Source organism: Janthinobacterium sp. 13, assembly GCF_002749695.1.
GTDB classification, from domain to species: domain Bacteria; phylum Pseudomonadota; class Gammaproteobacteria; order Burkholderiales; family Burkholderiaceae_D; genus Janthinobacterium; species Janthinobacterium kumbetense.
The window spans coordinates 1973007-1991259 of the sequence record NZ_PEEQ01000001.1 but is presented as its reverse complement, the minus strand read 5'-3'; the positions used below and the strand labels follow the sequence as shown (position 1 = coordinate 1991259).

Sequence of the window (18253 nt, the reverse complement as noted above, 5' to 3'; positions counted from 1 at the left end):
TACAATGGGGCGGACATTCAAACTGTGAAGAAGAGCCCCATTGAATACCCGTTTTCTCGAAGCGTTTGTCTGGGCCGCGCGGCTGGGCAGCTTCCGCACGGCGGCCGACAAGCTGCACATCACGCAGGCGGCCATCTCGAACCGCATCGCCTCGCTGGAGCAGGATTTCGGCACGCGTCTGTTCGACCGCGACGCGCGTGAAATCCGCCTGACCTTCGCCGGGCGCAACCTGCTCGTGTACGCCGAGCGCATGCTGGAACTGTGCCGCGACATGTATGCGGCCAATTCCTCGCCCGCGCACATCACGGGCGAAGTGCGCATCGGCGTCATCGAAACCATCGTGCATACCTGGCTGATTCCGTTCCTGCAGCGGGTGCAGGAGCGCTATCCGGGCATCGAGATTCAATTGACGTCGGAATCGACTCGCCGCCTGCACGAACAGCTGCAGCAGGGCGAGCTCGATATCGCGCTGCAGACGGACATGCTGACGGGCGACCATCTCCGCAGCACGGGCAGAGGCGCCATCGCCATGGGCTGGGCGGGCCGGGCTGCCGACTGGCCCGACACGGACAAGCCATTCACGGTGGCGCAACTGGCGCAGCATCCGATCATCACCATGAACCGGGGCTCGCAGCCCCATTCCGCCTTGAAGGCGCTGTGCCAGGACGAGGGCGTGCAGCTGGGTCGCGTGCATTGCGTCAGCTCGATTTCCGCCATCGTGCGGCTGGTCAAAGCGGGTTTCGGCATCGCCGTGCTGCCGCTGGCGCCCCTGCGCGAGGAAATCGAGCAGGGCCACATCGCCCTGATTCCCTGTACCAGCAGCCTGGCGCCGCAGCGCATCGTCATTAGTTACAGCGAAGACCTCACCACGGAAGCGATTCAATTGGTGGCCATGCTGGCATGCGAGGAGGCGGCCAGGTTCACCCTGGGGCTGGGCGAAGAGTATGGCGCCGGTGCGCGGATGTGAGAATTAAATTGCTGTTGTCACCGCGACCCATAAGAAAAACTTATCAGTCGCGTTCAGAATAACCCGTTTGCCAAGTGATGGCGTGCCACCTATTCTGGGCTGGCATACCACCCATCACGCAGAACGGAACCATCATGACGACCTCCCCCACCTTGCCCGGCATCCTGTTTGTCTGGACCAGCGCCGACCCGGAACACGAACGCGATTTCAACCGCTGGTATGACCGCGAACACGTGGAAGAGCGCGTGCGCATTCCCGGTTTTGTCAGCGGCACGCGCTACCAGGGCGTGCGCGGTCCCCGCAAATACCTGGGCCTGTACCGCACCGATTCGCTGGGCGCCTTCCAGACGCCCGACTACTTCAAGGCTTTCGGCCAGCAGACGCCATGGTCGGTGACGAATCTGCAGCGCATGGTGGACCCGATGCGCCGCGTCTGCGCCATCGAGGCGGAAACGGGCATGGGTACGGGCGCCTGGCTGGCCGTGTTGCGCCTGGGCGCGTCGGCGATCGGTCAGGATGCGCAAGCCGTGGCCGCCATGGCCGCGCTGGGGGCGACATTGCTGCAGATCGATGGCGTCATTGCCACTCGCTTGCTGACGCCCGACGCGAACCTGTCCGGCCCCCTGCCGGCGGAGCAGAAGGAGGGCCGCGTGCTCGACCCGATTTTCCTGATCGACGCATCGTCGGAAAGCGCCGCCATGGCCGCCGCCAATGCCGCCAGCGCGGCGCTGGGCCTCGACGGCGAACAGACGGCCATCCTGCAACTGTCCTGGCAGTTGCGCGAGGCCGACCTGCACGCGGCCTGACACGGCCGCGCGTATCTTGCCGGCACTGATAACACGAGACACGGGCCACGGCGCAGGGCAAAGCATCCTGCACCGGACCTGCAATAAAACTGACGAGAGAGGTAGGCAATGACCACATATACAACGGCAAACGCTGCGCATCCGGCGGCCCAGGCACCGGGCGACAAGCCAAAAACGGGACGCCTGGCCACGGCCAGCATGGTCGGAACGACCCTGGAATGGTATGACTTCACCGTCTACAACACCATGGCGGCGTTGATCTTCAACCACCTGTTTTTCCCTTCTTTCGATCCGCTGACGGGCACCATCCTGGCCTTTTCCACGTACGCCGTCGGCTATATCTCGCGTCCCATCGGCGGCGTGATCTTCGGCCACCTGGGCGACAAGCTGGGACGCCGCTGGGTACTGGTGGTGACCCTGATGCTGATGGGCGTGACGACTGGCTTGATGGGCCTCTTGCCCACGTATGCGACGGCTGGCATCTGGAGCCCGGTCCTGCTGGTGGCCCTGCGCTTCGTGCAGGGCATCGCGCTGGGTGGCGAATGGGCGGGCGCCGTGCTGATTTCCGTCGAACACGGCGCGCCGGACAAACGGGGCCGCAACGCTTCGTGGACGCAGGTGGGGCCGTCGTTCGGCACCTTGCTGGCCACTGGCTGCATCGGTTTGATCACCTACCTGCTGCCGCATGAAGCGTTCATGGACTGGGGCTGGCGCATGCCGTTCATCGCCAGCCTGTTGCTGGTGGCCTTCGGCATGTGGATACGCAGCGGCATCGAGGAAACGCCGCTGTTCAAGGAACTTGACCAGAAGGATGCGAAGGCGGAAGCGCCGATCGGCGACGTGCTGCGCCTCTACTGGCGCCGTTTGCTGATCGCCGGCGGCGTGCGCATCGGCTCGGACGTGCTGTATGCGCTGGTGGTGGTGTTCACCCTGACGTATGTGACGACGGTACTGCACCTGTCGTCGACGCTGGCGCTGACCGCCATCATGATCGGCACGGCCTGCAATGCGCTGTCGGTGCCCGTGTTTGGCGCGCTGTCGGACAAGATCGGCCGCCGACCCGTATATGCGCTGGGCGCCGTGCTGGGACTCGTGTGGGCGTTTGCCTTCTTCACCCTGCTCGACACGGCCAGTCCGGCCGCCATCGTCACGGCTGTCGTCGTGGGCCTGGTCATCCACGCCATCATGTACGGCCCGCAAGCGGCCTTCGTCATCGAGCAATTCCCCACCAAGGTGCGCTATGCGGGTTCCTCGCTGGCCTATACCTTGGCCGGCGTCATCGGCGGCGGCTTTGCACCGCTCGTCATCGCCAGCCTGTACCGCTCGTACAACAGCACCATGGCCGTCTCGCTGTATGTAGCGGCGGCCCTGCTGATCACCGGTGCCGCCGTCTTCGCAGCCAGAGAAACGGGCCGCGGCCCTCTTGAGGAGTAAAGAGATACCATGACTACCCATACCTTCAACCTGGCGGGCCACGGCCCCGTCACCTTCGACATCGACAACCTGATCATCGCTGGCTGGACGGGCCGCGACCTGGCGATGGTCGAACACCATATCGCCGAACTGGAAGCCATCGGCGTGGCGCGCCCGAAAAGCGTGCCGACCTTTTACCGCGTGGCGGCGGCGCTGCTGTCCAGCGATGCCGCCATCGAAGTGCCGGGCCGCGATTCGTCCGGCGAGGCCGAATTCGTGCTGTTCTCCACCGAATACGGCCTGCTGGTGGGCATCGGCTCCGACCATACGGACCGCAAGGTGGAAAGCTATGGCGTGACGGTGTCGAAGCAGATGTGCGGCAAGCCCGTGGGCGACACCTTGTGGCGCTATGCCGATGTGGCGGACCACTGGGACCAGCTGCAGATGCGCTCCTGGCGCGAGCGCGCCGGCGTGCCGGCCCTGTACCAGGATGGCCCCGTGACGCGCATGCTGTCGCCGGAAGACCTGATCCTGCGCTACACGGGGCAGGCGACTCTGCCCGTGGGCAGCGCCATGTTCTGCGGCACGCAGCCCATCATTGGCGAGATGGGCCATGGCGACGCGTTCGAGTTGGAGCTGTATGATCCAGCCTTGCAGCGCCGCCTGCAGCATCGCTATGCCGTGCAAACCCTGCCTGTGGAAGGATAAATACAATGACCAAGACCATCCGTGAACTGGCGGCCGACCTGGCCGCCGGCCGCACCACCAGCGTGGCATTGACCGAGCAGATGCTGGCGCGCGCCGAGGCGCATCGGGCGCAGGGCGGCCATGCGTATGTCAGCCTCGATGGCGAACAGGCGCTGATGGAAGCGCGCGCCAGCGATGCGGCGCGCGCGGCCGGCCTGGTGCCTTCGCCGCTGGCGGGCATTCCCCTGTCCATCAAGGACCTGTTCGACGTCAAGGGACAGGTCAGCAGCGCCGCCTCGCTGGCGCTGGCCGATGCGCCGCCCGCCGTTGCCGATGCCGGTGCCGTGGCGCGTCTGCGCGCGGCTGGCGCCATCCTGCTGGGCCGCACTAACATGAGCGAATTCGCGTTTTCCGGCCTGGGCTTGAATCCCCATTACGGCACGCCGCGCCATCCGCACGACGGCACGCGCCTGGCGGGCGGCTCCACCTCGGGCGGCGCCGTGACGGTGGCGCTGGGGATGGCGGCCGGCGCGCTGGGCACGGACACGGGCGGCTCGATCCGCATCCCGTCCGCCTTTTGCGGCTTGACGGGCTTCAAGCCGACGGCGGCTGCCGTGTCGCTGGCGGGCACGGTGCCGCTGTCGCGCTCCCTCGACTCGGCCGGTCCCATCGCGCACAGTGTCGATTGCTGCGCCATTTTGTACGCAGCGCTGTCGGGCCATGACATCGGCGCGCAGGCGCCAGCACTGAAAGGCTTGCGCTTTGGCTTTACCCTGGACTATGTCGGTACGCATGTGGCGCCGCAGGTGCAGCAGGCTTTCGATGCTGCCCTGGACAAGCTGCGGCAAGCTGGCGCGCAGGTAGAACAGTTCGATTTCCCCGAATTGCTGGAGCTGCCGACGATCAATGGCGGCGGCGGGCTGGTGGCGGCGGAAGCCTGGCACTGGCACAGGATATTACTTGAAGAGAAGGGTGCACAGTACGACCAGCGCGTGGCGGCGCGCATCCGCCGCGGTCAGCAGCAGGGCGCGGCCGACTACATCGACCTGCTCGATGCGCGCGCGCGCCTGATCGGCGTCGCCCGGCGGCGCCTGGCGCCGTTCGACGCCTGGCTGATGCCCAGCGTGGCCATACAGGCGCCGGAAGTCGCGCCGCTGGAAGCGGATGACGCCACTTTTTTTGCCACGAATGGCCTGGTGCTGCGCAACGCCAGCGTGATCAACTTCCTCGACGGCTGCGCGCTGTCGCTGCCTTGCCACGCCGACGGCGAGCTGCCCGTGGGGCTGGGCATTTGCGGCCTGGCGGGCGCCGACGATACAGTGCTGCAAATCGGCCGCGCCGTGGAGGCGCTGCTGCGGGAGCGTGGAAAAGAATAATGCTGTAGTGCAGAAAAATGCCAACTCTGTCATGATGGCTGGCATTGACATGGGATAGTCGCGCTTCAGGCGCCGGCAAACTTCACACTGTGCACCGATACGACCTGATTAGTTGTCATGACTGCGGCGTGCTGTACCGCAAACGTCCGCTGCGTCCCCGCGAAAAGGCGCGCTGCATCCGTTGCCGCTCGGTGCTGTATCGCGGCGCGCATGCGCAGGGCGCATCGGCCGAATTGACCAAGGTGGTGGCGCTCACTCTGGGCGCCGCTTTTGTCTTCCTGATCGCCCAGTTTTTCCCTATCGTCGAACTCGACGTCAATGGCCTCACTTCCAGCGCCACCTTGCTCGGTTCCATCCGCGTGCTGTGGTCCGAGCAGATGCACATCGTGGCGACGATGGTCTTCCTGTTTACCATCCTCTTTCCCGCCATCGAACTCGGTTCCCTGCTGTACGTGGCGCTGGGCCTGCGCGGCGGCGTCAAGGTGCCCGGCTTTAACCGCGTGCTGCGCGCCGTGCAGACGGCGCGCGAATGGGGCATGACGGAGGTGCTGATGATCGGCATCCTGATCACCGTCGTCAAGATGACCAGCCTGGCCACGGTGCTGCCGCAACCGGGGCTGTTCGCGTTTGGCGCGCTGACCCTGATGCTGGCCATCGTCGTCTCGTTCGACCCCAAGGCCCTGTGGAACCTGGGCGACAACCTGACGCGGCAAGCGCTGCCCGGCATCCGCTACAAGGCCTTCGCACCGGGCGAGAAGGTGCTGCCCTGCCATGCCTGCGGCCTGGTGGCGCCGCCGCTGGGCAAGGGCAGGCACCTGGCTTGCGTGCGCTGCGGCACGGCCCTGCACGTGCGCAAACCGGACAGCATCAACCGCACCTGGGCCTTGCTGACCGCCGCCATGATCCTCTACATTCCTGCCAACCTGCTGCCCGTGATGGTGACGCAATCGCTGTTCGGCGCGCAGGACGACACCATCATGAGCGGCGTGGTGCTGTTCTGGACCAGCGGCTCGAAAGGTCTGGCCATCATCATTTTCATCGCCAGCGTGGTCGTGCCGATGCTGAAGCTGGGCGTGCTGGCGCTGCTGGCGTTCACTGCGCAGCGGCGTTCGCGCTGGCGGCCGCGCCAGCGCACCATCTTGTACCGCATGGTCGAATTCATCGGCCGCTGGTCCATGCTCGACATCTTTGTCGTCACCCTGACGGTGGCGCTGGTGCGCTTCAAGTCGCTGGCCGTGATCACGGCCGGTCCTGGCGCGCTGGCCTTTGGCGCCGTGGTGGTGCTGACCATGCTGGCGGCGATGCAGTTCGACCCGCGCCTGATCTGGGACCCCGTCGACGGGCAGGTGCCCGGCGAGGAAGAACCCGTGGTGGTGACAAATACCGGAAACAATACAGTGATTGGAGAACAGCATGTCTGACAAAGAAGCAGGCGACCATGCCGAAACGGGTGGCCGTCCATTGCCGGAGCCTGATGTAGAACAGGGCAGCCGCTGGCTGCCGTCGCTGGTATGGCTCATCCCGCTGCTGGCCGCGCTGATCGGCGCCGGCCTGGCCGCCAAGTCCATCCTCGACCAGGGGCCTACGGTGACGGTCAGCTTCAAGAGCGCCGAAGGACTCGAGCCTGGCAAGACCAAGGTCAAGTACAAGGATGTCGATATCGGCCAGGTGCGCGCCATCACACTGGGCGAGGACTTGAGCAAGGTGCTGGTGACGATCGACATGAGCAAGGAAGCGCGCCGCTTCGCTACCGCCGATTCGCGTTTCTGGGTGGTGCGCCCGCAGATCGGCGCCAGCGGCGTGACGGGGCTGGGCACCTTGCTGTCGGGCGCCTACATCGGCGTCGACACGGGCAAGTCGGAAGCGAAGAAAGACAACTTCATCGGCATGGAAAGTCCGCCCGCCGTGGCCGGCGACCAGAAGGGCAAGCTGTACACCCTGCATGCGGAAAGCCTCGGCTCCGTCGACGTGGGTTCACCCCTGTTCTTCCACCGCCTGCGCGTGGGCAAGGTGGTCAGCTTTGCGCTGGACAAGGATGGCAACGGCATCACCATGTCCGTCTTCGTGAACGCGCCGTACGACCAGTTCGTCGGCAAGAACGCGCGCTGGTGGCATGCCAGCGGCGTCGATGTGCGCCTCGATTCGAACGGCTTCAAGCTGAACACCCAGTCCCTGGCGGCCATGCTGGTGGGCGGCATCGCCTTCGAGGCGGAAAATGGCCGCAAGCCCGAAGAGCCGGCACCGGCCAATACCAATTTCCGCCTGGCGGCCGATGAGGCCAGCGCCATGCGCGAACCCGATGGCCAGGCCATCACCACCGTGTTCTATTTCGACCAGTCCCTGCGCGGCTTGCAGCCCGGCGCCACGGTGGACTTCCGCGGCATCGTGCTGGGCGAGGTGCGTTCGGTCGGCATCGAGTTCGATCCCGTGAAGAAGAACTTCCGCATGCCCGTCACCGTCAATCTGTACCCGGCCCGCCTGGGCATGCGCTTCAAGGCCGCTGTCGACGATGAGGAAGGTTCGGCCGGCCACCAGCTGCTCGAACGCATGGTCAGCCGTGGCTTGCGCGCCCAGCTACGCACGGGCAACCTGCTGACCAGCCAGCTGTACATCGCGCTGGACTTCTTCCCGAAAGCGCCGAAGGTGGTGCTCGACGCGAACAAGTATCCGCTGGAAGTGCCGACCGTGCCGAACACGCTCGACGAATTGCAGACGCAGATCGCCAGCATCGCCCGCAAGCTCGATCAGGTACCGTATGCGGAGATCGGCAATAATCTGAACGCCACCATCAAGCAGGCCAATACCCTGTTCAAGCAGCTCGATGGCCAGGTGGTGCCGGAAATGCGCGATACCTTGACGGCGGCGAAACAGACCTTCGGCACGGCCGAACAGGTGCTGCAAAAGGATTCGCCGCTGCAGTCGGACGTGCGCCAGGCCTTGCAGCAGCTGACGCAAACCCTGCAATCGCTCAATGCCCTGTCGGATTACCTGGAACGCCACCCAGAGTCCCTGATCCGCGGTAAAAAAGGAGATGAGAAAAAATGAAGCAGCCAATTTTTGCGCTTTTGATGACAGCCATCTTGCTGGGCGCCTGCTCCACGCCCCAGCCCGAGCATTTCTATACGCTCAGCGGCGGCGCCGACGCGCAGCCGGCCAAACCCGTCAAATACTATGTCGAGGTGCTGGCCGTCAGCGTGCCGCAGCAGGTGAGCCGTAACCAGTTTGTCGTGACGGCGCCATCGGGGCGCATCGAATTGCTGGAGCAGCAGCGCTGGGCGGGGCCGTTGGCCGGCGAGATCGGCCAGGCCCTGTCGACGGCCGTGACGAACGACCTGGGCGCCATCGACGTGTTCCGCACGCCGCATCCGGACAACTTGCCCGTGTACCGCATCAGCACCAATGTGCAGCGTTTCGAGTCCGTGATGGGCCAATATGCGCTGATCGACGCCGTGTGGAGCGTGCGCCAGCTGGCCACCAGCAAAGTAGTGACTTGCCGCACGATAGCCAATGAAAAGGTGGGCACCGGCTACGATGAACTGGTGCTCGGTCACCGCCGCGCCGTGAACCGCATCGCCGCCGATACGGCGAGCGTGGTGCGCGCTTTTGACAACGGCAACGCCGCCTGTCCGGCCGCCTGAGCCGCTTTCCGCTACCCAGTCCCGGCGGCCGCTGGTAAAATGCGGCCATGGGAATGACCTTGTTCACGCGCCGCTTTGCCGCCTGGATCGCCTGTTTCGCGATCCTGCTGGCGGCGCTCGCGCCATCGGTTTCCCAGGCCGTCGCCAATGCCAAGCAGGAGTCCGGCTCCGGCTGGGCGGAAATCTGCTCGGTGGCCGGCATCCGTTTCGTCCAGGTCGACGATGATGGCGGCGCCGACGGCAAGTCCGGCGGCAAGGCCATGCAGATGGAGCATTGCGCCTTCTGTTCCACGCATGCAGGTTCCGTCGGCTTGCCGCCCAGTCCCGTGCTGCCGCTGCCCGTCGCCGGCGGCACGGCCATTTTCCCGGCCCTGTACTACCAGTCGCCGTCTCCGCTGTTCATCTGGTCCACCGCGCAATCGCGCGCGCCGCCCGCACTCGTCTAAGTCCTTGCATTTTCAATGTTGGCGCTGTCCGCCTTGCGGTGTGACGCGCCGCATCCGCACACTTAAACGAGAATCACATGAACAAGAAACTGTTGGTGCTGGCCGCGGCCATCACCGTGGCTTACCCCTGCGCGCGGGCGCAGCAACTTGACCACGCCATCGACACCGTCGTCGTTTCCGGTTCGCGCGCGCAAGCGTGGCTGTCCGAGACGCCACAGGCCATCGGCGTCGTCAATGCCACAACCCTGGAACGCGACAAGCCCAAGACCATGGGCGATATCCTCAACCGCATCGCCGGCGTGTACTGGAATGACCTGGGCAACGAGCAGCACAGCATGAGCATCCGCCAGCCGATCGGCACGAATGCCGTCTACCAGTACCTGGAAGATGGCATTCCCATCCGCCCGCTGGGCGTCTTCAACCATAACTCGCTCAACGAGATGAACATGGCGGGCGCCAGCGGCGTGGAAGTGGTGAAGGGCGCCGCCTCCTCGCTGTACGGCAGCAATGCGGTGGGCGGCGCCGTCAATTTCTTGACGGCCAGCGCCAGCGCCACGCCGACGGCCAAGGTGGGCGTGCGACGCGACAGCGTGGCCGGCTTCACCCGCTACGACACTTCCGCTAGCGATACCTGGGGCCCGCTGGGATTGCGCTTTTCCCATTACAGCTCGCGCCGTTCGCGCGACAACTGGCAAGAGTACAGCTATGGCGACAAGGATTCGTTCTCGCTGCGCGCCGACTATGCGCTCAGCCCCACCTCGCAACTGCGCGCCACTATCGTCCGCACGGATCTCGATGCGGCCATGACGGGCAGCCTGTTCGAGAACGATTACCGCAATGACCCCGGCAAGAGCCTGAACACGTTCACCTACCGCAAGGACAAGACCACGCGCATGAATCTGGCGTGGGAGGGCGCGACGACGGCCAATGGCACGAGCACCGTCACCGTGTTTACGCGCAAGAACGACCATGGGCAGATTCCCGCGTATTCCATCGGCAGCTGCGCGGGCATGCTGTGCAAGGGCGTCATCAACAACAACCACGTCGATTCGCTGGGACTGGACGTGAAACACCAGCAGGAATTCGCGTGGCTGCGTTCGCGCCTGATCGCCGGCGTGTATGTGGACAAGAGCGACAATCCCTTTGTCAGCGATAACCTATCCATCGTGCGCGATGCCGCCACGGGCCGCTACCTGCGCTACTCCCTGGCCAATGCCAGCAATCCGCAGGGCGTGCGCGACTACCAGACGGATATCCTCAACACGGCCGTCTTCGCGCAATGGGAGTTTTCCCCCCTAGCGGGCACGCGCGTGGTGCTGGGCGGCCGCTCGGACGCCATCCGCTACGATTACCATAACAGGCTGGCGCCCGGCGGCAGCGTCAATTATGGCGCGCCCGACGAGTCGCGCAGCTTTTCGCACGTGAGCCCGAAGCTGGGCGCCACCTATGCCATCGGCCATGCGGGCAGCGCGTATGCGAACGTCAGCCAGGGTTTTACGCCGCCCGAGGTGAGCCAACTGTATGGCAAGACGGGCATCGCCGACCTGCAGCCGTCCGTCTACAACAACTATGAGCTGGGCTTGCGCTGGGCCTTCTTGCAGGGCCGCTTGAAACTCGACACGGCCCTGTACCGGCTCGACGGGCGCGACACCATCGTCAGCTACACGCTCTCGCCGGGCAACAGCGAAAACCGCAATGCGGGACGCACGCGCAGCGAAGGCCTGGAGCTGGGCCTGAACTACGACAGTGGCCCGTTCGACGCGCGCTTCGCCACGGCCATCGCGCGCCACCGCTACCTGCGCTACCAGGTGTCCTCCACTCTCGATTACAGCGGCCGCACCATGCCGCAGGCGCCGCGCGATATCACCTCGATCGAGATCGGCTACAAGCCCGTGGCCGGCGCGCGTATCGCGCTCGAAGCCGTGCACCAGGGGCGCTACTGGATGAACAATGCCAACACGGTGGAGTACAAGGGGCACGCCTTGCTGAACCTGCGCGCCAGTTACCAGCTCGCGCGCGGGCTGGAAGCGTGGGCGCAGGTGCGCAACCTGGCAGATAAACGCTATGCCGATTCGGCCAGCAGCAGTTATGCGGGCACGGGCAGCTATGCGCCGAACAGCCAGAACCAGTACACGCCCGGCGCGCCGCGCAGCGTGATGCTGGGCCTAGGCTATACATTCAACGCACTGTGAGGATGGCCATGGACGACGCAACTTTTCTCATCGCACGGCGCAAAAGCCTGTATTGGCGCATCCACTTCTGGGCCGCGCTGATCGCTTCACCGTTTGCCCTGGTGGCCACCCTGACGGGCATTTTGTACGTATTCACGCCGCAGATCGAGGCAAGGCTGTACCAGCACCTTGACCATGTGGCGCCGCAGGGCGCCATGCTGCCGCTGGATGCCGCCGTGGCGGCGGCCGAACGGGCGGCGCCGCGTGGCTGGGCGGTGCAGCACGTGGTGCCGCCGTTTCAGCAGGATGACGCGGTGCAGGTGGCGTTCGCGCCGCCCGGCGGCGCGCAGGATGAACATGCGGGCCATGGCGGACATGCCGCGCCGGCCACGCCCGTCAGGCCGAAGTTCGGCCTGCCCGCGCAAGCCGCCGTCGTATATGTGAACCCCTATGACGCGCGCGTGCTGGGCAGCCTGGCCAGCAGTGAGCGCTTCGGCAACTGGGCGAAAAAGCTGCATTCGCGCCTGCTGCAAAACGATGGCTGGCGCTGGATGATCGAACTGGCGGCCAGCTGGCTGATGGTGATGCTGGTGACGGGCGTGGTCCTGTGGTGGCCGCGCGGCGCGCAAGCGGGCTTGCCGAAGCGGGGCGCGCGCGGGCGCAATGGCTGGCGCCAATGGCATGCTTTTCTCGGCGTGGCGCTCGGCATCGTCAGTGTCGTCATCCTGACGACGGGGCTGACGTGGAGCCAGCAGGCGGGCGGGCGCATCCGCGCGCTGCGCGACGTCAGCGGCCAGGCGCCGCCGCCCGTGCCGCGCGGCCTGCACTCAAACGAGGAGGGCGCCCCGCTCGACTGGCAGGATGCGTGGCAGGTGGCGCGCAGCCATGCGCCCGCCATCGCCGTGCAGCTGACGGCGCCCGTCAGCCAGGACGATGTGTGGCGCGCCACCATGGCCGACCGCAGCCAGCCCACCTTGCGCTTCGACCTGCAATTCGACGCCTACAGCGGCAAGCCTTTGTACTATGCGGGGTGGGAGGCGCAGACGGCGTTCGGCAAGGCGACGGCCATCGGCATCCCGTTTCATCGCGGCGAATTCGGCTGGTGGAACCAGGCCTTGTTGCTGCTGTTCGGCGCCAGCGTGCTGTTTTCGCTCGTGTCGGGCTGGATGATGTTTTTCAAGCGGCGCTTGCCTGGTTCGCTGGGCTTGCCCAAGCTGCTGCCGGGCGCCTGGACCTCGCCTTCCACGCTGGCCTGGATGACGGCGGCTGGCATGTGTGCGCTGATGCCGCTGCTGCTCATCTCCGGCGGCCTGCTGATGCTGCTGGAGCTGGGCCTGGCAAAATGTGGGCCGCGTGTCGGCCGGATGTGGCTGCGCTAGAATAAGGGGCGCGGCCCGGCTCGTTGCCATGGGCCGCCCCTTGCATAGGCTGAACCATGGTATTCATCGATTTTCCCGCCTTGTCCGCACTGGCCGCCGCGTCGGCTGCGGTTAGCCAGAAATGCAGCTGCTGCGCCGTTCCGTTGGACGCCTGGCAGCGCCTTCCCACCTCGCTGGAGCTGGACCGCTTCGAAGAAATCGGCACCCTGCGCGAAGATCCGTACGAGGAACCGACGTTTGACGAGTATCACCCGCACGGCACGCGCTACGACAGCGTGGACGCGCCCATCGCGCCACGCTACTATCCCGCCAATCTGAGCCAGGTAGCACGCTGCCTCAATTGCGGCCGCCACTACCTGCGCTACAACGAGGCGGGCGGCTATTTCACGGAACTGCGCATCCGCGCGCTGCGCCCCGAACTGCTGGCCGACGCGCCGCTGTAGCAGGTGCCTGTTACAGGCTTTCCTTGACGTGCGCAATGCCGTGTTCATCGTAGATCGAATACACGGCAGCGAGAATGTTTTCCAGCTCGGGCGAGCGGTCCATGTGCCGCATGCTGAACAGGATGGGCGAGAACGCATGCTTGTCGTCCAGCTTGCGGTACACCACGTTGCGGTGATGCATAGCCTGCACGCTTTCGGGCACGATGGAGATGCCCTGGCCGGCCGCCACCAGTCCCATGGAAATCTGCAGTTCGCGCACTTCCGTGACGGGGCCGGGCGTGACATTGCCGTCGCTGAACATGGCCAGCACCTGGTCGGCAAAGCTGGGGCGCGGCGCTTTCGGATAGACCAGCAGGGTTTCATGCGTCAGGTCCGCCAGGCGCAGGCCGCCCTCGCCATGGGCCAGCCGGTGCCCGGGCGGCAGGGCCACCACCAGGCGCTCTTCGCGCAGCAGGATGCGGCGGATGCTGGGGTCCTCGCTTTTCAGGCGCCCGAAACCCACGTCGATGCGGCCTTCCTTCAAGGCCTTGATCTGCTCCACCGTCGTCATTTCATGCAGGGTCACGTCGACCTCGGGGTGGCGCTCGCAATAACGGTGTACGACGTCGGGCAATTCGCCGTACAGGGTCGAGGCGACGAAGCCGATCGACAGCGTGCGTTCCAGCTTGCCGATGCGCTGCGTCATCGCCTTCAGGTCGCGCACCTGGTCGAGCAGCGGGCGCGCATGGGCGAGGAAAAATTCGCCCGCTTCCGTCAGCCGCAAGGGCCGCGAACCCTTTTCGATCAGCGCCACGCCCAAGGTTTCTTCCAGCTGCTGCATCTGCCGGCTCAGCGGCGGCTGCGCGATATGCAGGCGCGCGGCGGCGCGCGTGAAGTTCTTTTCTTCGGCAACCGCAACGAAGTAGCGCAAGTGGCGTAATTCCATCTTCATACCTTTCAGGTATAGGTTCCATACCAACTCGGTGTTGGACGTGGGGACTTTGGGGGCATATCGTGTCACCACTCCACAGAATTATACGGAATAAATATGATTCAAAATATCGAGACCTTCCTGGTCGATGTGCCCACCATTCGTCCGCACAAGCTGTCCGTCGCCACCATGAACACGCAGACGCTGGTACTGGTGCGGCTGCGCTGCGCCGACGGCATCACGGGCTGGGGCGAAGCCACCACCATCGGCGGCTTGAGCTATGGCGGCGAAAGCCCGGAAAGCATCAAGACGAATATCGATACCTATATCGCGCCCCTGCTGGTCGGCATGGAAGCGAGCCAGGTGGCCAAGGCCATGGCCAGGGTGCGCAAGGTCATCCAGGGCAACCGCTTCGCCAAGTGCGCGATCGAGACGGCCCTGCTGGACGCGCAGGCGCGCCGCCTGGGCGTGCCGCTGTCGGAATTGCTGGGCGGCCGGGTACGCGATGCGCTGCCCGTGGCCTGGGTGCTGGCCAGCGGCGACACCGTGCGCGATATCGCGGAAGGGGAAAAAATGCTGGAACTGCGCCGCCACCGCATCTTCAAGCTGAAGATCGGCCTGCGCGACGTGATGGATGACGTGGCCCATGTGCTGGAGATCAAGCGGGCGCTGGGCGAGCGCGCCAGCGTGCGCGTCGATGTCAACCAGGCCTGGAGCGAGACGGACGCTGTGCGCGGCATCGCCGCGCTGGAAGCGGGCGGCATCGACCTGATCGAGCAGCCCGTCAAGGCGGGCAACCGCGCCGCGCTGGCGCGCCTGACGCAGCGCTTCGACGTGGCCATCATGGCCGACGAAGCCTTGCACGGCCCCGCCGACGCGCTGGCGCTGGCGCAGGCCGATGCGGCTGACGTGTATGCGGTGAAAATCACCCAGTCGGGCGGCTTGCTGCCTGCGCTGGAAGTGGCCACCGTGGCGCGCCTGGCCGGCGTCGGCCTGTACGGCGGCACCATGCTCGAAGGCGGCGTCGGCACGGCGGCCACGGCCCATGTCTGTTCCACGTTCGCGGAACTGGCCTGGGGCACGGAACTGTTCGGGCCACTGCTGCTGACGCAGGAAGTCTTGCGCGAGCCGCTCGTGTACCGCGACTTCATGCTGCAGGTGCCGACGGGGCCGGGCCTGGGCGTCGAGATCGATATGGACAAACTACGCACCATGCAGCGCGCCTGAAGACGCCTATCAAAACCTACTGCGCGTCGTGATTTACGGTCTGCGATGCTCACTGTACCTTCGTACAGTTGCGCTTCTCGACCGCAACTCTCTTCCGCTCGCTACGGTTTTGTTAGGCGTTGTAAGTGCCTATAAAAATCTTAAGGAGACACCATGTTATTCCATGTACGCATGAACGTGAACCTGCCAATGAGCATGCCCGCCGAGCAGGCAGCGCAGCTGAAACAGACGGAAAAGGAACTGGCGCAGCGCCTGCAGCACGAGGGCAAGTGGCGCCACCTGTGGCGCATCGCCGGCCAGTACGCCAACATCAGCGTCTTCGATGTGGACAGCGTGGACGAGTTGCACAACTTGCTCGCCTCCTTGCCGCTGTTCCCCTATATGCAGATCGACGTGATGCCGCTGTGCCGCCATCCATCGTCGGTGCGCGACGGCGATGCCTGACCCGCAGAGCAAAGGACACATGCGATGAAACACACGGATACCGGAATTGTCGTGACCACCTGGAACGGGGAAGATACGCTGCTGCATTACCGCACCGACGGCGAGCGGGGCAAACCGTGCTTGGTATTGTCGAATTCCCTGGGCACGGACCTGTCCATGTGGGATGTCCAGGCGGCGGATCTGGCCAGCGACTTCTATGTCGTGCGCTACGATACGCGCGGCCATGGCCGCTCGGCCAGCGGCGGCGCGCCGTTCGGCATCGAGCGCCTGGGCCTGGACGTGGTGGCGCTGCTCGACCACCTCGAGATCGCCCGTGCCGCGTTCTGCGGCATCTCGATGGGCGGCTTGACGGGCCAGTGGCTGGGCATTCACCAGCCGCAGCGCTTGACGAAGCTCGTGCTGGCGAATACGGCGGCGCGCATCGGCACGGCCGACGCCTGGCTGGCGCGCGCGGCGCAGGTGCGCCGCGACGGCATGGCCACGGTGGCCGATGGCGCCGCCGCGCGCTGGTTTACGTCAGCCTTCATCGCGCGTGAAGCGGCCACGGTGGCGCGCATGATCGCCACCCTGCGCGGGCAGGATGCCGAAGGCTACGCGGCCTGCTGCGCAGCGCTGGCACAGGCGGACTTGCGCGCGCAGGTGGCCACGATTGCGGTGCCGACCCTGGTCATCGCCGGCGAGCACGATCCCGTCACCACGGTGGACGATGCGCGCTGGCTGCAGCGGCAGGTGGCAGGTGCACAGCTGGCCCAGGTGCCCACGTCGCATTTGTCGAATGTCGAGGCGGCGCAGACCTTCACGGCGCAGCTGCACGCCTTTGTATCGTCGCCGGCAGGGTAAGATTTCGCTTTGCCCCTGAGCACCGCCACCGGCAAAGACCGGCACGCGGCAGGGGAAGCTTTTTTGAAAAAATAATAAGAAAAAAAGCAAACTTGGAGTAGACAGATGGAAAACAGATTGATCATCATCGCGGCGGTCACGGTGGGCTATTTCGCCCTCATGTCGTACATTACGTATAGCGTGCGCAAGCATGCCAACAGCGCCGAGGGCATGACGGCGGGCGGACGCAACTATCCCGCTTACCTGATCGGCGCGCTGCTATTGTCGGAATTCATCGGTAGTTCCGTCAGCATCGGTACGGCCCAGAAGGGCTATGAACTGGGCATTTCCGCCGCCTGGAACCTGGTGGCGCTGTCGCTGGGATTTTTGCTGCTGGCCATCGTGCTGGTGAAAAAATACAAGGAAAGCGGGCAATCGACGATTTCCGGCATCCTGGCGCAGACGTACGGCGAACCCGTGCGCTATGCGGCATCCATCCTTACCATCGTCGCGCTGAGCATCGTTGCCGTGGCCCTGTATGCGAGCGGTGGCGCCGTGCTGGCGGCCGTGCTGCACATCAACAAGACGGTGGCCATCCTGCTGGTGGGTGCCATCACCGTGATTTATGTCAGTCTGGGCGGCATGCGCTCGGTGGTGTACACCAATTTCGCCCACTCCATCGTCAAGTACCTGGGCGTGATCCTGGCGCTGGCGTATGCGCTGGAAGCAACCGGCGGCATCGGCGCGCTGCAGGCGCAGCTGCCGGCCAAGATGTTCAACTGGGTCGAGATCGGCTGGGGCCAGATCATCGCCTGGATGATCGGCGGCATCGGTTCCATCTTCGCCACGCAATACGTGATCCAGGCCCTCGTCAGCACGGATAACCCGGCCGTGGCCAAGCGCGCCTGCTATTACGTGTCTTCGTTGATGATTCCGTTCGGCCTGATGGCCGCGCTGATCGGCATGTGCAGCGCCGTGTTGTATCCGGGCATGAAGTCGATCGACGCCTTCCCGACCCTGATCGCCCACATGCCGGCGTTTTCCGCCAGCATCATGATCGTCGGTCTGGCCGGCGCCCTGTTCGGCGGCATTTCCGCCACCACCTTGGCATCGGCCACCCTGGCCATGAAGGATTTTTATGACCCCTGGTACAACAAGGCGAAGAACGATGCGAAATCGCTGATGTTCCTGCGCATCGCCATCGTCGTGGCCGGCTTGCTGCCGCTGGTGCTGGCGCTGTATGCGGAAAAACTGCTGATGATCGCCTTCCTCGGCAAGGCCTTGCGCGCCACCCTGGCCGTGCTGGTGCTGATGGCCTTTTATGCGCCGAAATTCGGCACGCCGCGCGGCGCCTTCGTCGGCGTGATCGTCTCGGTGATCGCCACCATCGGCTGGTTTCTGGCAGGCAATCCCTACGGCGTGGACAGTTCCTACCTGGCGCTGGCCGGTCCGCTGCTGACCATGGGCATCAGCCATCTGTTCAAGCCGGCGCAAGCCGTGGCGAAGCCGGCATCGCCACGGCTCTAG

Annotated in this window: 17 protein-coding genes; 16 read left to right on the top strand and 1 reads right to left on the bottom strand. The window is 65.0% G+C overall.

Annotated elements, in window-relative coordinates; genetic code table 11:
• The first annotated feature begins 40 nt into the window (after window positions 1-40).
• The 12 genes from CLU94_RS08695 to CLU94_RS08640 all read left to right on the top strand — a co-directional run bounded on the left by CLU94_RS08695 (window position 41) and on the right by CLU94_RS08640 (window position 13326).
• On the top strand, window positions 41-967 hold the full coding sequence (locus CLU94_RS08695; protein WP_099665350.1) for a LysR family transcriptional regulator: 927 nt from the start codon (window positions 41-43) through the stop codon (window positions 965-967).
• A 134-nt stretch (window positions 968-1101) separates the two neighbouring features.
• Window positions 1102-1773 carry a DUF4286 family protein gene (locus CLU94_RS08690; protein ID WP_099665349.1) on the top strand — a complete coding sequence of 224 codons (672 nt, stop codon included), beginning with the start codon at window positions 1102-1104 and terminating at the stop codon, window positions 1771-1773.
• A 108-nt stretch (window positions 1774-1881) separates the two neighbouring features.
• Window positions 1882-3207 (top strand): MFS transporter, encoded by a 1326-nt coding sequence (locus CLU94_RS08685; protein ID WP_099665348.1) that lies wholly within the window; start codon window positions 1882-1884, stop codon window positions 3205-3207.
• Between the two features lie 9 nt (window positions 3208-3216).
• A complete protein-coding gene (locus tag CLU94_RS08680; RefSeq protein ID WP_099665347.1) occupies window positions 3217-3894 on the top strand; it encodes a DUF2848 domain-containing protein in 678 nt (225 codons plus the stop codon).
• A gap of 5 nt (window positions 3895-3899) precedes the next feature.
• Window positions 3900-5249 (top strand): amidase, encoded by a 1350-nt coding sequence (locus CLU94_RS08675; RefSeq protein WP_099665346.1) that lies wholly within the window; start codon window positions 3900-3902, stop codon window positions 5247-5249.
• A gap of 128 nt (window positions 5250-5377) precedes the next feature.
• Window positions 5378-6670 (top strand): paraquat-inducible protein A, encoded by a 1293-nt coding sequence (locus tag CLU94_RS08670; RefSeq protein WP_369812319.1) that lies wholly within the window; start codon window positions 5378-5380, stop codon window positions 6668-6670.
• Window positions 6663-8294 carry a PqiB family protein gene (locus CLU94_RS08665; protein WP_099665344.1) on the top strand — a complete coding sequence of 544 codons (1632 nt, stop codon included), beginning with the start codon at window positions 6663-6665 and terminating at the stop codon, window positions 8292-8294. The genes CLU94_RS08670 and CLU94_RS08665 overlap by 8 nt, the downstream gene beginning before the upstream one ends.
• Window positions 8295-8317: 23 nt before the next feature.
• Window positions 8318-8887 carry a PqiC family protein gene (locus CLU94_RS08660; RefSeq protein ID WP_251349760.1) on the top strand — a complete coding sequence of 190 codons (570 nt, stop codon included), beginning with the start codon at window positions 8318-8320 and terminating at the stop codon, window positions 8885-8887.
• A 47-nt stretch (window positions 8888-8934) separates the two neighbouring features.
• Window positions 8935-9333, top strand: a complete 399-nt coding sequence (locus CLU94_RS08655; protein ID WP_251349761.1) for a DUF2946 domain-containing protein — start codon at window positions 8935-8937, stop codon at window positions 9331-9333.
• Between the two features lie 77 nt (window positions 9334-9410).
• Complete coding sequence (locus CLU94_RS08650; protein ID WP_257218729.1) at window positions 9411-11525, top strand: TonB-dependent receptor family protein; 2115 nt, start codon at window positions 9411-9413, stop codon at window positions 11523-11525.
• A gap of 8 nt (window positions 11526-11533) precedes the next feature.
• Window positions 11534-12883, top strand: a complete 1350-nt coding sequence (locus tag CLU94_RS08645) for a PepSY-associated TM helix domain-containing protein (protein WP_099668219.1) — start codon at window positions 11534-11536, stop codon at window positions 12881-12883.
• Window positions 12884-12939: 56 nt separating this feature from the next.
• Window positions 12940-13326: a hypothetical protein gene (locus CLU94_RS08640; protein ID WP_099665341.1), complete on the top strand. Its 387-nt coding sequence runs from the start codon at window positions 12940-12942 to the stop codon at window positions 13324-13326.
• Window positions 13327-13336: 10 nt separating this feature from the next.
• Here the strand turns inward: CLU94_RS08640 and CLU94_RS08635 are convergent, their stop codons facing one another.
• Window positions 13337-14251, bottom strand: coding sequence for a LysR family transcriptional regulator (locus tag CLU94_RS08635; RefSeq protein WP_099668218.1), 915 nt, complete (start codon window positions 14249-14251; stop codon window positions 13337-13339).
• 102 nt (window positions 14252-14353) lie between these two features.
• Here CLU94_RS08635 and CLU94_RS08630 point away from each other — a divergent pair, with 102 nt between their 5' ends.
• The 4 genes from CLU94_RS08630 (at window position 14354) to CLU94_RS08615 (ending at window position 18253) form a co-directional block, all read left to right on the top strand.
• Window positions 14354-15463, top strand: a complete 1110-nt coding sequence (locus tag CLU94_RS08630; protein WP_099665340.1) for a muconate/chloromuconate family cycloisomerase — start codon at window positions 14354-14356, stop codon at window positions 15461-15463.
• 153 nt (window positions 15464-15616) lie between these two features.
• Window positions 15617-15907 (top strand): muconolactone Delta-isomerase, encoded by a 291-nt coding sequence (gene catC / locus CLU94_RS08625; RefSeq protein WP_099665339.1) that lies wholly within the window; start codon window positions 15617-15619, stop codon window positions 15905-15907.
• Between the two features lie 24 nt (window positions 15908-15931).
• Window positions 15932-16747, top strand: a complete 816-nt coding sequence (gene pcaD, locus CLU94_RS08620; RefSeq protein ID WP_099665338.1) for a 3-oxoadipate enol-lactonase — start codon at window positions 15932-15934, stop codon at window positions 16745-16747.
• A gap of 105 nt (window positions 16748-16852) precedes the next feature.
• Entirely contained in the window at window positions 16853-18253 is a 1401-nt protein-coding gene (locus CLU94_RS08615) for a sodium:solute symporter family protein (RefSeq protein ID WP_099665337.1), read from the top strand.